The sequence below is a fragment of the Mycobacterium scrofulaceum genome (assembly GCF_002086735.1).
GTDB classification, from domain to species: Bacteria; Actinomycetota; Actinomycetes; order Mycobacteriales; family Mycobacteriaceae; genus Mycobacterium; species Mycobacterium scrofulaceum.
The window spans coordinates 139,472-153,727 of record NZ_MVIJ01000009.1 but is presented as its reverse complement, the minus strand read 5'-3'; the positions used below and the strand labels follow the sequence as shown (position 1 = coordinate 153,727).

Sequence of the window (14,256 nt, the reverse complement as noted above, 5' to 3'; positions counted from 1 at the left end):
AGAAGCCCCACGTGGTGGCCAACGTCGCAGTCGCTCGACAGCTCGCGGGCTGGTGCTGGTCTCTGGCCACGCTGACCTGACACCGTCAACCAAAGCTTGATCGGGGCCAGCCGGCCGGCGGCGAGGCAGGCGAACTGGATCTGCGTTACAACTATGAGCAGCAACAGGATTCATCGAATACTGATGCGACGCCCGTCCCTAGAGAGCAGCCACCGTTCGCGCCGAACCATCGTCTTGCGGTAACCAACCCGCGTATATCAGTCTGACACCACCGTCGTAGATCAACGACCGCCGCCGCGCCGACTGACCCCGATCAAACGAAAGCCGCCCCGGCATCACAACCGGGGCGGCTTTCACCTGCCTCTTGACAAACGACGCCTACATATCAGTTGTTTGGTGGTGGCTGGGGTTGGAAGGGTTCGTACCACCACCAGTCGGCGCGTTCGCCGGTGGGTCCGGGGCATGGCGGGACGGCGGGTGGGGGGTGGTTGGGCACCCGGGCGAGTGATCCTGCGCTAAGCGGTCGTCCGGAGCTGTCGGTGACGGTGAGCGCGCCGGCGGGGCCGGTGATGGTGATGAGGCCGCGGTGGTGTAGCCGGTGGTGATAGGGGCAGACCAGCACCAGGTTGGCCAGCTCGGTGGGGCCGCCGTCTTCCCAGTGCCAGAGGTGGTGAGCGTGCAGACCGCGGGTCGCGCCACAGCCGGGAACCGCGCAGGTCGGGTGGCGGTGCTCGAGCGCGCGGCGCAACCGCCGGCTGATGGTCCGCGTCGCCCGCCCGGCGCCGATGACCTCGCCGTGGCGTTCGAACCAGACCTCGCAGGTGGCATCGCAGGTCAGGTAGCGGCGTTCGGCGTCGGACAGCAGCGGACCCAGATGCAGCGCGGCGGCGCGCTGCTCGACGTCGACGTGCACCACCACCGTGGTGTGCTGCCCGTGCGGGCGGCGGGCCGCCTCGGTGTCCCACCCGGCCTCGACCAGGCGCAGGAACGCCTCGAGGGTGCCCGGCAACGGCGCCCCGCGCTCCGAGCCGTGCTCGCCGCCGCCGTGCTCGCGTTTCCACTCGGCGATCAGCGCATCACGATGCGACGCCAGCGCCGCGTCGAACTTCGCCGCCTCCAGGTGCGGCAGTTTGATCCGCCAACAGGTGAACTCCTCATCGGCGGCCTTGGTGATCGAGGGCTGCGGTTGCGGCCCGCTATCGGGTTCGGGTCGTGGCTCCAGCTTGATCGCGGTGCGCAGCTGGCCCACCGTAGCGACCCGGGCCAACGCGGCGTAATGCTCATCAGATCCCGCACCGCCGCGCGCCGCGATGACGCCGACCTGATCCAGCGACAGCCGCCCCTCCCGCAGGCCCTGCGCGCAGCGCGGGAACTCCTCGAACCGGTGCGCGACGGTGGCGATCGTGTGCGCGTTGGCCGACGAGCACCCCAACTTCCAGGCCACCAACGCCGCCACCGACCGCGCGCCCGTATTCCCGCACAGCTCGTCGCGATCCAGCTCGGCGACGATCTCCACGATGCGCCCATCGATCGCGTTACGCTGCCCGGCCAACTCCGCCAACTCCTCGAACAGCACCTCAGTACGCTCCGCAGGGCTCACCGCCGCGGCACACGATGCGATCGAGGACATGACCCCATCATCGCAGCCGGGTACGACAAATCTCTGCTGTCCAAGCCACGCCGCGAAAACACACGCCCAGCTACAAACTCAGCGTCCAGCCGCCGCTCCGGAAATGCAGCACGGTGCGACTCACCGGCGCAATATCGATGCGCCAGAACGACTTCGGGGGCGCATTGAGGCTGTGCAGGATGGCGGCGCGGATCACCGCGGGGTGGGTCACCGCCACGGCGGGCGACGTGCTGTCGGTGAGAGACGCCAGCCAGCCGCCCACCCGGTGGATCAGGTCGAGGATCGACTCACCGCCGTGCGGGGCCCGCAGGGGATCGGTCAGCCAGACCGTCAGGTCGCCGGGCGGCACATCCTGCAGCCTTTTCCCCCGCCATCGCCCGCAATCCAGGTCGGCCAGGAGCGGATCCGCTGCCGCCTCCAACCCCATGAGGCCGGCCGTTTGGCGGGCGCGCTGCTCGGGGCCGGTGAGATGGCGTGCGCTGCGGGGTAATTCGACGGCACCGGCCTCGGCCTGCCGACGGCCCAGGGCGTTGAGGGGTTCGTCGCCGGGGAAGCGCGCGGCCGCCATGGCGTCGGTCATCGCGTGCGAGACCAGGGTCAGCCGGACGACATCCGTCACGCCGCGACGCTCGACGCCCGTCCGCTCCCCTCGCGCTGCCCCAGCAGGCGCCCGGCGGACGTCGCGAACACCACGCCGATGGCCGCCCACAGCACCAGCTGCGTGGCCAGCGCGAGCAACCTGAATTCGTAGAGGACGTCGGCCGGGAAGCCCGGGTAGCTGATCGCGCCCGACGCGTCACGCAGCGGTCCGGGCGTCTCGTCCACGCTCGGCAGCAGCGCCATCACCACCGCGACCGCCGCGGCGTATCCGCCCGCCGCGAGCAGCCGCCCGTTCCACGCGCCGAACCGGGCCGTCAGCGGCCGCGCCGACCAGACCGCGGCGACGGCCAACCCCACCGACGCGAGCACCATCGCCAGGTACCAGCCGGTGCGCGCCGCGATGGTGTCGGCCTGGTCCACCGCGGGGGGGTTCGGCGGATACTTCAGGAACGGCACCAGGTACACCGCGACGAAGGCGGCCGCCGCCAACAGGAGCGAAAGACTCTGCGGCGCAACGCTTCTCAGTCGCGCGGCAACCACACAGAACAACACGCCGAACAGCGCGCCCATCGCGACGCCGAAGATGAGCACACCGAAGCCCAACCCGGCGCCGGACTGCACGCCGCGGCCGAACAGCTCGGCGCCGTGCTCGTGCACGCCGTGAGCGTTTTGGGCGTCGGCCCGTCCCTCTTCGAAAGCGATCGCGCGGCCGATCACCGGCTCGGCGCACAGGCGCGCGAAGGCGAACGCGAGCACCGCGCCGATCGCACCGGCGAGCAGGCCGCGTCCGATCAGACGCTTTTCCACGCGATCAGTGGCAGGGGAAGCCGAGCAGGTGGCGCGCGTCGTGCAGGAATTCATGCACGTGCGAATCGCTGCCGAACAGCGACACCGCGCCCTGGTCGAAGCCGACGAAGTACAGCGCCAACAGCGCCAGGAAGGTAGTGGCCGCCAGCCAGACCGCGGCGCCGGCCGCCGACAAATCGACCGACCGGGTGGCGGTCATCCGAGGCTCGGACATGGGTGGACTCCTCTCGGGGATGCACGCGTCCCCGCCGGGTGATGACGGGCGTTGGGTCTGACTATCGACAGTGGCGCGACCGTTCTGGAGTTCCACCAGATTCCGTTGCCCGTCAGGACGAAGTCAGTGTAGACCGGGGGGTCGATGCTGTGGCGGCGGGTCAACCCGAAGACCTCGCCGCAGCACGCTGGATCTCGGTGCCCGGGACGTCGTTCGTGGTGACGATCAGCACGGGCGGACCCCTGTGCGCAGCGAAAACGGGCGGTTAATCCCGTGAGACTAACCGCCCGTTTCCGGTGATCGCTAGGGCGTTTCCGGGGCCGCGTGCGCTCCGGCCTTCGCCAGGTCCGGCTCGGCCGGCGGCTTGCGGGCGCCGGTGAAGGTGAACACCGCGTCCTCGCCGGCACTCTCGCCGTCCCAGTTGTCGACGTCCACCGTGACGATCTGTCCCGGACCGACCTCCTCGAAGAGGATCTTCTCCGACAGCTGGTCCTCGATCTCGCGCTGGATGGTCCGCCGCAACGGGCGGGCACCCAGCACCGGGTCGAAGCCGCGCTTGGCCAGCAGGGCCTTGGCCTTGTCGGTCAGCTCCATAGCCATGTCCTTGGCCTTGAGCTGGTTGCCGACCCGGGTGATCATCAGGTCGACCATCCGGATGATCTCGTCCTTGGTCAGCTGGTGGAAGACGATGATGTCGTCGATGCGGTTGAGGAACTCCGGGCGGAAGTGCTTCTTCAGCTCGTCGTTGACCTTCTGCTTCATCCGCTCGTAGTTGTTCTCACCGCCACCCTGGGTGAAGCCGAGGCCGACCGGCTTGGAGATGTCGGACGTACCGAGGTTCGAGGTGAAGATCAGCACGGTGTTCTTGAAGTCGACCGTGCGGCCCTGGCCGTCGGTGAGCCGGCCGTCCTCGAGGACCTGCAACAGGCTGTTGTAGATCTCCTGGTGCGCCTTCTCGATCTCGTCGAACAGCACCACCGAGAACGGCTTGCGCCGCACCTTCTCGGTGAGCTGGCCACCCTCTTCGTAGCCGACGTATCCCGGCGGGGCGCCGAACAGCCGCGACGCGGTGAACCGGTCGTGGAACTCGCCCATGTCGATCTGGATGAGCGCGTCGTCGTCGCCGAACAGGAAGTTGGCCAGCGCCTTGGACAGCTCGGTCTTACCGACACCGGACGGGCCGGCGAAGATGAACGAACCCGACGGGCGCTTGGGGTCCTTCAACCCGGCCCGGGTGCGACGGATCGCCTTGGAGACGGCCTTGACGGCGTCCTCCTGGCCGATGATCCGCTTGTGCAGCTCGTCCTCCATGCGCAGCAGGCGGGTGGTCTCGGCCTCGGTGAGCTTGAACACCGGGATCCCGGTCCAGTTGCCCAGCACCTCGGCGATCTGCTCGTCGTCGACCTCGGCGACCACGTCAAGGTCACCCGAACGCCACTGCTTCTCGCGTTCGGCCCGCTGGGCGACCAGTTGCTTCTCCCGGTCGCGCAGGCTGGCGGCCTTCTCGAAGTCCTGCGCGTCGATCGCGGACTCCTTCTCCCGGCGCGCGTCGGCGATCTTCTCGTCGAACTCGCGCAGGTCTGGCGGCGCGGTCATGCGGCGGATCCGCATCCGGGCGCCCGCCTCGTCGATCAGGTCGATCGCCTTGTCCGGCAGGAACCGGTCGTTGATGTAGCGGTCCGCCAGGGTGGCGGCGGCCACCAGCGCCGCATCGGAGATCGACACGCGGTGGTGCGCCTCGTAGCGGTCGCGCAGCCCCTTGAGGATCTCGATGGTGTGCTCCACCGTCGGCTCCCCGACCTGAACCGGTTGGAAGCGGCGCTCCAGGGCGGCGTCCTTCTCGATGTACTTGCGGTACTCGTCGAGGGTGGTGGCGCCGATGGTCTGCAGTTCGCCGCGGGCCAGCTTCGGCTTGAGGATCGACGCGGCGTCGATCGCGCCCTCGGCGGCACCGGCGCCGACGAGGGTGTGCAGCTCGTCGATGAACAGGATGATGTCGCCGCGGGTGTTGATCTCCTTGAGCACCTTCTTCAGGCGCTCTTCGAAGTCACCGCGGTAGCGTGAGCCGGCCACCAGCGAGCCGAGGTCCAGCGTGTAGAGCTGCTTGTCCTTCAGCGTCTCCGGAACCTGGCCGTGCACGATCGCCTGCGCCAGCCCCTCGACGACGGCGGTCTTGCCGACGCCGGGCTCGCCGATCAGCACCGGGTTGTTCTTGGTGCGCCGGCTCAGCACCTGCATGACGCGCTCGATTTCCTTCTCGCGTCCGATGACCGGGTCGAGCTTGCCTTCCATCGCGGCGGCGGTCAGGTTGCGCCCGAACTGGTCGAGCACCAGCGACGTGGACGGGGAGCCGGACTCTCCGCCGCGGCCGCCCGTACCGGCCTCCGCGGCTTCCTTGCCCTGGTAGCCGCTCAGCAGCTGGATGACCTGCTGGCGCACCCGGGTCAGCTCGGCGCCCAGCTTGACCAACACCTGGGCGGCCACGCCCTCACCCTCGCGGATGAGCCCGAGCAGGATGTGTTCGGTGCCGATGTAGTTGTGGCCGAGCTGCAGCGCCTCGCGCAGGCTCAGCTCCAAGACCTTCTTGGCGCGCGGCGTGAACGGGATGTGCCCCGACGGCGCCTGCTGGCCCTGGCCGATGATCTCCTCGACCTGGCTGCGAACGCCCTCGAGCGAGATGCCCAGCGACTCCAGCGACTTCGCCGCGACGCCCTCGCCCTCGTGGATCAGGCCCAACAGGATGTGCTCGGTGCCGATGTAGTTGTGGTTGAGCATCCGGGCCTCTTCCTGCGCCAGGACGACGACCCTGCGGGCACGGTCGGTAAAACGTTCAAACATCGGTGGTTACCTGCTCTCCCTCACCATCGGTACTAGCCTCTGAGTGGCCAACCGGTCCCGTCGGGGCCGGTATTGCATACCTGCCATCCACTGTAATGGTCGGCCTGCCAGGGGGCATAACCTTGCGGTTCCCTGCTGCTGAAAGACCCGCGGGCCCGTTCCGGGCGATCTCCCCTGTGATCACAGCGCTGTAACTGGAGCAACGTGGCCGGGTGCCAATTCGTTTCCGTGAGTCACACCGATGTTTTCGCCGCCAGCGAAACGACAAACCGGCGCCCCGGCCTGTGCGGCCCGGGGCGCCGGTTCGAGGTTTGTCAGGTCGCCGCGTGGAACGCGTCGATCACGTCGGCCGGGATGCGGCCGCGCGTCGACACGTTGTGGCCGTTTCGCCGGGCCCACTCGCGGATCGCCGCGCTCTGCTCGCGGTCGATCGCGCCGCGGCCGCGGCCCGAGCCCGAACGCCCGCGCCGCCGCCCGCCGACCCGGCGACCGGCTTCCACCCACTGCTTCAGGTCGTTGCGAAGTTTCGCCGCATTCTTGGACGAAAGGTCAATCTCATAGGTAACCCCGTCAAGTCCGAATTCGACGGTTTCGTCGGCTGCGCCGGCACCGTCGAAATCATCGACCAGGGTGACGGTCACTTTTTTAGCCATTAGCTTATCCTCGCATTTCGTCCTGAGCAGTTGCCGAGCAGATTGGGTGAGCCTCCCCGGGTCATCAATCTGCCATAACAACGCAGCATACTCAATCCGGCCGCAAGGTGCACAGTTGCACTTTTCAACTGGAGTGTGGCCGAACAATCGGGAACAAAACTGTCTCGCGAATTGACAGTCCGGTCAATGACATCAACAAGCGATCGATACCCATTCCCGTTCCGGTGCAGGGCGGCATCCCATACTCGAGGGCGGCAAGAAAATCTTCGTCGAGCACCATGGCTTCGTCGTCGCCGGCCGCAGCGGCGCGGGCTTGCGCGGCGAATCTCTCCCGCTGGACGACGGGGTCGTTGAGCTCGGAGTAGCCGGTGGCCAGTTCGATCCCGCGCACATAGAGGTCCCACTTCTCCGTCACGCCGGGGATGCTGCGGTGCTGGCGCGTCAAAGGCGTTGTCTCAACCGGGAAGTCCCGCACGAAGGTGGGCGCCGTCAGCGCGTTGCCCACCGCGTGCTCCCAGAGCTCCTCGACGAGCTTTCCGTGGCCGTAGCCGCGATCGCCGGGAATCTCGACTCCCAGGCGGTGCGCGATGGCCCAGAGCCGATCGGCCGGCGTCTGCGGCGTGATCTCTTCACCGAGCGCCGCCGACAGCGACGGGTACATTTGTATCGACGCCCATTCTCCGTCTATGTCGTAGACACTCCCGTCGGGCAGCGGCAGTTGTCTGGTTCCGATCGCCTCATCGGCGACCTCTTGAATAAGCTCGCGCGTGACGACTGCCGAATCGTCATAGGTTCCGTACGCCTGGTAGGTCTCCAGCATGGAGAATTCCGGAGAATGCGTGGAATCCGCGCCTTCGTTTCGGAACACTCGATTTACTTCGAAGACCTTGTCGAAACCACCGACGACGCAGCGCTTGAGGAACAGTTCCGGCGCGATGCGCAGGTAGAGATCGATGTCGAGGGCATTGGAATGCGTGACGAACGGCCGCGCGGCCGCGCCACCCGCCAGCGTCTGCAACATAGGCGTTTCCACTTCGAGAAACCCGCGCCGTTCGAGCGCGTTGCGTATCGCGCGGACCACGGCGATTCGCTGCCGCGCCACCGTGCGGGCCTGCGGACGCACGATCAGGTCGACGTAGCGCTGCCGCACCCGCGCCTCTTCGCTCATCTCCTTGTGCGCCACCGGCAGCGGCCGCAACGATTTCGCCGCCATTTGCCAGGAATCGGCGAGGACGGACAATTCGCCGCGGCGTGAGCTGATCACGTTGCCGTGTACATAGACGATGTCGCCCAGGTCGACGTCGGCCTTCCACGCGTCGAGCGATTCGGAGCCCACCTTGTCGAGGCTGAGCATCACCTGCAGACTCGTGCCGTCGCCCTCCTGCAGTGTCGCGAAGCACAATTTGCCCGAGTTGCGCGCGAAGATCACCCGGCCGGCGACGCCGACGACGTCGTCCGTCGCGGTGTCGACCGGCAGGTCGGGGTGGTCGGCGCGGACCTGCGCGAGGGTGTGGGTGCGTTCGATCGCGACCGGATACGGTTCGGTCCCCTCGGCCAGCAACCGGGCGCGCTTGTCCCGGCGGATGCGGAACTGCTCGGGCAGGTCTGCGGCTGCATCCTCACTGGCGTCACTCACGACGTGCCAGCTTAAATGACCTGGTATGGCCGGCGGTCACGGCATCGCGCGTGCGCTCAGGGCCTTGCGTGTGCGCTCCGGGCGGAGATTCCGGGCGAATCCCTGCCAGGGTTCACCCGCGACGCCGCGGGCGCACAGTCGATGTGGTTGCCCTGTCAGCGCGCGGTCTTCAACCGACCGCGCTGGGTGTCCCGGTTGCGTTCGAAGACCAGCCGCAATCCCTGCAGGGTCAGGTGCTGGTCGTAATGGCTGGCGGTGTGCAGCTCGGGCAACAGCAGCGGCGCCGTGTGCCCCGTCGCCACCACCGCGACATCCTCGCCGCCGAATCCGTCCACGTCCTCGCGGATGCGCCCGACCAGACCGTCGACCAGACCGGCGAACCCGAACACCGCTCCCGCCTGCATGCATTCGACGGTGTTCTTGCCCACCACCGAACGCGGGCGGGACAGTTCCACCCGGCGCAGCGCGGCGGAGCGCGCGGCGGCGGCGTCCGAGGAGACCTGCACGCCCGGCGCGATCGCGCCGCCGAGGAATTCCCCCTTGGCCGAGACGACGTCCACGCAGATGGACGAACCGAAGTCGATGACGATGGCTGCGCTTTGGAATCGATGAAACGCCGCGAGGCAGTTGACGATTCGGTCGGCACCCACTTCTTTCGGATTGTCGACGAGCAGCGGGATGCCGGTGCGCACACCCGGCTCGATCAACACGTGCGGCACCGACGGCCAGTACTGGTCGAGCATGATCCGCACCTCGTGCAGCACCGACGGGACGGTGGACAGGGCGGCGGCGCCGGTGAGCCGCTCGGAGTCGTCGCCGATCAGGCCGTCGATGGTCAACGCCAGCTCGTCCGCGGTCACCTCGGACTCGGTCCGGATCCGCCAGTGCTGCACGACCTTTGCGTGCTCTTTGGACCCGGAGATCAGGCCCACGACGGTGTGGGTGTTGCGGACGTCGATGGCGAGCAGCATTGCTACCGCACAGTGATTCGGGGGTCGAGGAGCTCGGCGGCGGCGGACACGTCATCGGGCACGAAGGCCGGGTCGTGGCCCAGGTCGACCGGCTTGTTGTCGGCGTCGACGAACACGATCCGCGGCCGGTACGAACGCGCCTCGGCCTCTTCCATGGTCCCGTAGGCGATCAGGATCACGAGGTCGCCGGGGTGTACGAGATGCGCAGCGGCGCCGTTGATTCCGATCACCCCGCTGCCGCGCTCCCCGGTGATCGCGTAGGTGACCAGGCGGGCGCCGTTGTCGATGTCGACGATCGTCACCTGCTCGCCCTCGAGCAGGTCGGCGGCCTCCATCAGGTCGGCGTCGATGGTCACCGAGCCGACGTAGTGCAGGTCGGCCTGCGTGACGGTGGCGCGGTGGATCTTCGATTTGAGCATCGTCCGTAGCATCAGTTCCTCCAAGATGATTCACGGGTGTCCCGATATCCGTCCGGCCCCACGGGTGCCGGCGAAGTCTCGATCTCGATCGCGATGTTGTCCAGCAGCCTGGTGCCGCCCAGCCGGACGGCGACGAGCAGCCGGCCGGTTCGGTTGGCGCCCAACGGGCCCAGGTCCGCGTCGCGCAGCTCGAGGTAGTCGACAGTGAGCTCGGGCACCGCCTCGAGCACGGCGCGCGCCGCGTCCAGCGCGGCCCCGGCCCCCGCGTCCGCCGCGTGCGCCGCCGCCGTCAGCGCCGCGGACACCGCCACGGCCGCCTCGCGCTGCTCCGGGTCGAGGTAGCGGTTGCGCGACGACATGGCCAGCCCGTCCGCTTCGCGGACGGTCGGCACGCCGACCACCGCGACGTCGATGTTGAGGTCGGCGACCATCTGCCGGATCAGCACCAGCTGCTGATAGTCCTTCTCCCCGAAGAACACCCGGTCGGGGCGCACGATCTGCAGCAGCTTGCACACCACGGTCAGCACGCCGGCGAAATGGGTCGGTCGCTGGCCGCCCTCGAGGTCGGCGGCCAGCGGGCCGGGCTGCACGGTGGTGCGCAGGCCGTCGGGGTACATCGCCGCCGCCGTTGGCGCGAAAACGATTTCGACGCCTTCGCCGCGCAGCAGCGCCACGTCGTCGTCCAGGGTCCGGGGGTAGGCGTCGAGGTCTTCCCCGGCGCCGAACTGCAGCGGGTTGACGAAGATCGACACCGCCACCACCGATCCGGGCACCCGCTTGGCGGCGCGCACCAGGGTCAGGTGGCCGTCGTGCAGCGCGCCCATGGTGGGCACCAGCATCACCCGGCGGCCGGTGTGGCGCAGCGCGCGGCTGACGTCCGTGACGTCGCGGGGCCGCGAGTACAGGTTGAGTTCGCCGGGATTGAAGGCGGGTGGCCTGGTGGGTCTCATCCGGCCAGCACCTCGACGACGTCGGCGGGGGCGTGCGCGCGGCGGGCGGTCCGCAGGGCGTTGACCCGATACGCCTGCGCCAGTTCGGGGTCGGCCCGCTTCAGTGCGGCCAGGTGCCCGGCGACCGCGGCCGCGTCACCGCGCGCGACCGGTCCGGTCAGCGCGGCCTGCCCGCGCTGCAAGGTGTTCTCCAGCGCGGCCCGGGCCAGCGGCCCGACGATGCGTTCGGCGATGCCGCCCGGGGAGTCGTCGACGGACTGTTGCCCGAGCAGTTCGCTACCGCGCAGCGCGGCCCGCAACGCCTCGAGCGCGTCGGCGAGCACCGTCACCAGGTGGTTGCCGGCATGCGCCAGGGCGGCGTGGTAGAGCACCCGCGCCTCCTCGCGCACGCAGAACGGCTCGCCACCCATCTCCAAAACCAGCGACTGCCCGATCGCATAGCCGACGTCGTCGGCCGCGGTGATGCCGAAGCAGGTGTCGGGCAGCCGGCTGATGTCCTCGTCAGAACCGGTGAACGTCATCGCCGGATGGATCGCGAGCGGTATGCAACCGTCGCGGGTCAGCGGCGCGAGGACGCCGACCCCGTTCGCGCCGGAGGTGTGGGCGACGATCGTGCCGGGCCGCACCGCCGACGTGGCGGCCAAACCGGACACCAGGCCGGCGAGTTCACTGTCGGGCACCGCCAGCAGCAGCAGCTCGGCCGCGGCGGCCACGTCCGGCGGCGCCACCACCGGGGTGTCGGGCAGCCGCTGCTGCGCCCGCTGCCGGGATGCCCGGGAGATGGCGCTGCAGGCCACCACCACGTGGTCGGCACGCTCCAGCGCCACGCCGAGCGCGGTGCCGACCCGGCCGGCCGAGATGATTCCCACCTTGAGCCTGGCCGGGCGCAGACCGTCGAACTGCCCCATCGCAGACGACCTCACAGATTTCTTCGTTCGTTCCGGTCCCACCGGGTGGGTACCGTTCGGTCATTCAAACTGTAGTCGATCGGCGGGCCCGGCCCAATGTGAGGAAGCTCCCAGCTCAGCCGTCGCGGCGGCGACGGCGGCCGCCCTCGGACGGCTGGACCTGCAGGCGCGCCAGCAGGTCGGCGACCGACTGGCCGCCGGTCGAGGGTCCCTCACCGGCCCCGCCCCGGCCGTCCAGGCCCTCCGCGTCCGTGCCGCCGTGCCGGGGCGCGTGCTCCGGCGGTGGCGGCGGGGCCAGCCGCGGCGGCAGCGGCTCGGCGGCGGGCGGCGCCGCCTGCGGCGGTGGCGGCGGCGGGGGTGTGGCCGCCGCGGGACCGTGGGTTGGCGCGAACGCCGGCTCGTTCGAGGTGGGCGAGAAGTTGCGCGCACCGTAGTCCCGGTACTCCGCGGAGTGGCGCGACCGCGCACGGCGGCCCGCCTCCCCGCGGGTCGGGGCCACCGGCTCGACGGGCGGGGCGGCCCAGGCCTCGTCCGGTTCGGAGTGGCGGGCGCGCCGCCGCCGCCCCGACGTCTCCTCGGCGGGCGGGCCGGCCTGCTCGGCGCCGGCCCAGTGGCTGCCGGGTGTTCCGGGTGGCAGCCACAGCCCGGACGCGCCCGCCGGCTGCCAGCCCTGCACGTGCGGCTGGGGCTCCGGCGCCGGTTCGGGTTGGGGCACCGGCGGGGGCTGGTATCGGGGTTCGAAACGCGGCTCCGGCTCGCGCGGCGCGGCGCCGTACGCCGGCTCGGGCGGGCCCGGCGGCGCCGGTTCCTGCGGCGCTTCGTACTGGTAGCGCACCCGCTCGCGGCGGGGTTGCGGCTGGCTCTGCGGCTGACGCGGCGGCACCAGCGGTTCCTCGGGCACGTCGATGATCGCCGTCTCGTCGGCGCGGCTCGAGGGGGTGTCCTGGGCCACCGAGGTGACCCGGTCGCTGGGCACCCAGTCGTAGGGCGCGTCGCGCGGGGTCTCGCCGTTGCGGTCCCATTCGCTGTACGCGCGCTCGGGTGCCGACTCGGCGTCGGGCGTCTCCAGGGCCGGGCGCTGCGCGAGATCGGTGTCGAACAGGATCTCCAGGCTGGTGCGCAACGCGCTCAACTCCGCGCGCAGCTCGGCCAGGTCGTCGGCGGCCTGGGCGCGCAGCTCGGAAGCCAACTCGCGGCGCAGCTGGGATTCCACGGTCAGCTCGTACTCGCGGCGGGCCGAGATCTCCCGATCCAGCTGCAGGTCGTACACGAGCTTCAGGTCACGGACCCGGGATTGATCCGCGTCGCTCTGGCGGCGGTACAACACGGAGACGAAGGCGCCGGCGACTGCGGCCCACAGCGCCAGGATTACAGCGAGCTTGAGGAGTTCCACCCGATTGGTGAAAACCAGCGCGGAACTGGCCCCCATCGCGAGGACCAGCAACGCGGTCAAGAGCACCCACCCCGGCCTGCGGCCGCCGCGCCGAACCCGGGCGCCGCGGGACAGAACGGTCATGGCCTGACTGTACCTGCGCGAGGTCAATCCGCGTGTCGCCCTACTCCGGCGATTCTCGCGCCGGTTGGCGGCGCGGCGCGGGTGGGCTAGTTTTCCGCGCCTTCGCCGTGTTCGGTCTGGTCCGGCGGCGACTTGCAGCAATGTTGCAGCCACAGCGCGGCGACGAGCAGCGCCAGCGCGCTGACCGCCGCGACCACGGTCCCGCCGGTGTCCTCGGCGGCCGCCCGCAGCCAGGACCGCCGCGGCAGGAAGTACACCAGCACGCCCGCCCACCAGCCCAGCATCAGCGCGCCCACCCAGGCCGACGCCTTGGCGACCATCAGGCTGCGCGCCACCGCGAGCGGGTGCAGCCAGCCGGGGCCGACGCCGATTTCGCCGTCGTTGATTTTGGTCCGCACGTAACGGGCCCAAAGCCCTTCCGCGATGGCCACCGCCAGCAACGACAGCCCGGTCCACACGGTGATCCGCGGAAACCACCGGTACAGCGCGGTCACCAGCAGATACCCCACCACCGCCGCACCGACCACCGCGACCGTCAGGTCACGTTTGCGGGTCGGCCCCATCAGGTCTCCGGTTCCCGATCGTCCGTCGATCCGCCCGCCCGGTGCAGCGTGAGGTCGGTCAACCGGACGCCTTCGCGGTCGGCCGGTTCCAGCTCGGCCAGCAGGCTCGCCACCGGGCGCGGGCCCTCGGCGACGGTCAGTTGGGCGTCGGGGTCGATGGCAAGCCACGGGATCATGACGAAGGCCCGCAAATGGGCCAGCGGGTGCGGCAGTGTCAGGTTGTTCTCGCGCGAGATCACCTCGGCCTCGTCGTAGCAGGCGATCAGGTCGACGTCGAGAGTGCGCGGGCCCCAGCGCTCGCCGCGTACCCGGCCCGCCGCGCGCTCGAATTCCTGAGCCCGGCGCAGCCAGGATTGCCCGTCGCAGGTGGGGTCGTTGGCGATCAGCACGGCGTTGAGGAACGGCGCCTGGTCCACGCGGCCCCAGGGGTCGGTCTCATACACCGGGGACACCGCGAGCACCTTCTCGCCCAGCCCGTCGACCACCGACTGCAACCGGGCCAGGCGGTCGCCCAGGTTGGAGCCGACGGACAGCACCACCCACGTCATCGG

14 protein-coding genes are annotated in these 14,256 nt (G+C 69.7%); all 14 read right to left on the bottom strand.

Translation table 11 applies throughout. The annotated features are described in order from the left end of the window. Positions 1-385: 385 nt before the first annotated feature. A complete protein-coding gene (locus BST44_RS08755) occupies positions 386-1,630 on the bottom strand; it encodes an HNH endonuclease signature motif containing protein (RefSeq protein ID WP_083176639.1) in 1,245 nt (414 codons plus the stop codon). 70 nt (positions 1,631-1,700) lie between these two features. Further along, positions 1,701-2,249, bottom strand: a complete 549-nt coding sequence (locus BST44_RS08750) for a histidine phosphatase family protein (protein ID WP_083176637.1) — start codon at positions 2,247-2,249, stop codon at positions 1,701-1,703. Continuing rightward, positions 2,246-3,037, bottom strand: a complete 792-nt coding sequence (locus BST44_RS08745) for a CbtA family protein (protein ID WP_083176636.1) — start codon at positions 3,035-3,037, stop codon at positions 2,246-2,248. The genes BST44_RS08750 and BST44_RS08745 overlap by 4 nt, the downstream gene beginning before the upstream one ends. A gap of 4 nt (positions 3,038-3,041) precedes the next feature. After that, positions 3,042-3,251, bottom strand: a complete 210-nt coding sequence (locus BST44_RS08740) for a CbtB domain-containing protein (protein ID WP_083176634.1) — start codon at positions 3,249-3,251, stop codon at positions 3,042-3,044. 303 nt (positions 3,252-3,554) lie between these two features. Continuing rightward, on the bottom strand, positions 3,555-6,089 hold the full coding sequence (clpC1, locus tag BST44_RS08735; RefSeq protein ID WP_007166561.1) for an ATP-dependent protease ATP-binding subunit ClpC: 2,535 nt from the start codon (positions 6,087-6,089) through the stop codon (positions 3,555-3,557). A gap of 314 nt (positions 6,090-6,403) precedes the next feature. Further along, a complete protein-coding gene (gene lsr2, locus BST44_RS08730; RefSeq protein ID WP_003875617.1) occupies positions 6,404-6,742 on the bottom strand; it encodes a histone-like nucleoid-structuring protein Lsr2 in 339 nt (112 codons plus the stop codon). A gap of 124 nt (positions 6,743-6,866) precedes the next feature. Continuing rightward, positions 6,867-8,378 (bottom strand): lysine--tRNA ligase, encoded by a 1,512-nt coding sequence (gene lysS, locus BST44_RS08725; protein ID WP_083176633.1) that lies wholly within the window; start codon positions 8,376-8,378, stop codon positions 6,867-6,869. 155 nt (positions 8,379-8,533) lie between these two features. Next, positions 8,534-9,349: a type III pantothenate kinase gene (locus BST44_RS08720; protein ID WP_083176631.1), complete on the bottom strand. Its 816-nt coding sequence runs from the start codon at positions 9,347-9,349 to the stop codon at positions 8,534-8,536. Between the two features lie 2 nt (positions 9,350-9,351). Continuing rightward, positions 9,352-9,780, bottom strand: coding sequence for an aspartate 1-decarboxylase (gene panD / locus BST44_RS08715; RefSeq protein ID WP_083176630.1), 429 nt, complete (start codon positions 9,778-9,780; stop codon positions 9,352-9,354). Then, entirely contained in the window at positions 9,780-10,718 is a 939-nt protein-coding gene (gene panC / locus BST44_RS08710; RefSeq protein WP_083176628.1) for a pantoate--beta-alanine ligase, read from the bottom strand. The genes panD and panC overlap by 1 nt, the downstream gene beginning before the upstream one ends. Further along, complete coding sequence (locus BST44_RS08705) at positions 10,715-11,626, bottom strand: Rossmann-like and DUF2520 domain-containing protein (RefSeq protein ID WP_083176627.1); 912 nt, start codon at positions 11,624-11,626, stop codon at positions 10,715-10,717. The genes panC and BST44_RS08705 overlap by 4 nt, the downstream gene beginning before the upstream one ends. A gap of 115 nt (positions 11,627-11,741) precedes the next feature. After that, positions 11,742-13,142 carry a DUF6779 domain-containing protein gene (locus BST44_RS08700; RefSeq protein WP_083176625.1) on the bottom strand — a complete coding sequence of 467 codons (1,401 nt, stop codon included), beginning with the start codon at positions 13,140-13,142 and terminating at the stop codon, positions 11,742-11,744. A gap of 86 nt (positions 13,143-13,228) precedes the next feature. Beyond that, positions 13,229-13,705, bottom strand: coding sequence for a DUF3180 domain-containing protein (locus tag BST44_RS08695; protein WP_083176624.1), 477 nt, complete (start codon positions 13,703-13,705; stop codon positions 13,229-13,231). Further along, a complete protein-coding gene (gene folK / locus BST44_RS08690) occupies positions 13,705-14,253 on the bottom strand; it encodes a 2-amino-4-hydroxy-6-hydroxymethyldihydropteridine diphosphokinase (protein ID WP_083176622.1) in 549 nt (182 codons plus the stop codon). Before folK ends, BST44_RS08695 begins: the two co-directional genes overlap by 1 nt. Between the last annotated feature and the right edge of the window lie 3 nt (positions 14,254-14,256).

Bases quoted from the DNA above. Each gene is read 5' to 3' on its own strand.
- BST44_RS08755 (WP_083176639.1), bottom strand. From the start codon at position 1,630: ATGTCCTCGATCGCATCGTGTGCCGCGGCGGTGAGCCCTGCGGAGCGT.
- BST44_RS08740 (WP_083176634.1), bottom strand. From the start codon at position 3,251: ATGTCCGAGCCTCGGATGACCGCCACCCGGTCGGTCGATTTGTCGGCG.
- clpC1 (WP_007166561.1), bottom strand. From the start codon at position 6,089: ATGTTTGAACGTTTTACCGACCGTGCCCGCAGGGTCGTCGTCCTGGCG.
- lsr2 (WP_003875617.1), bottom strand. From the start codon at position 6,742: ATGGCTAAAAAAGTGACCGTCACCCTGGTCGATGATTTCGACGGTGCC.
- BST44_RS08720 (WP_083176631.1), bottom strand. From the start codon at position 9,349: ATGCTGCTCGCCATCGACGTCCGCAACACCCACACCGTCGTGGGCCTG.
- panD (WP_083176630.1), bottom strand. From the start codon at position 9,780: ATGCTACGGACGATGCTCAAATCGAAGATCCACCGCGCCACCGTCACG.
- panC (WP_083176628.1), bottom strand. From the start codon at position 10,718: ATGAGACCCACCAGGCCACCCGCCTTCAATCCCGGCGAACTCAACCTG.
- BST44_RS08705 (WP_083176627.1), bottom strand. From the start codon at position 11,626: ATGGGGCAGTTCGACGGTCTGCGCCCGGCCAGGCTCAAGGTGGGAATC.
- BST44_RS08700 (WP_083176625.1), bottom strand. From the start codon at position 13,142: ATGACCGTTCTGTCCCGCGGCGCCCGGGTTCGGCGCGGCGGCCGCAGG.
- BST44_RS08695 (WP_083176624.1), bottom strand. From the start codon at position 13,705: ATGGGGCCGACCCGCAAACGTGACCTGACGGTCGCGGTGGTCGGTGCG.
- folK (WP_083176622.1), bottom strand. From the start codon at position 14,253: ATGACGTGGGTGGTGCTGTCCGTCGGCTCCAACCTGGGCGACCGCCTG.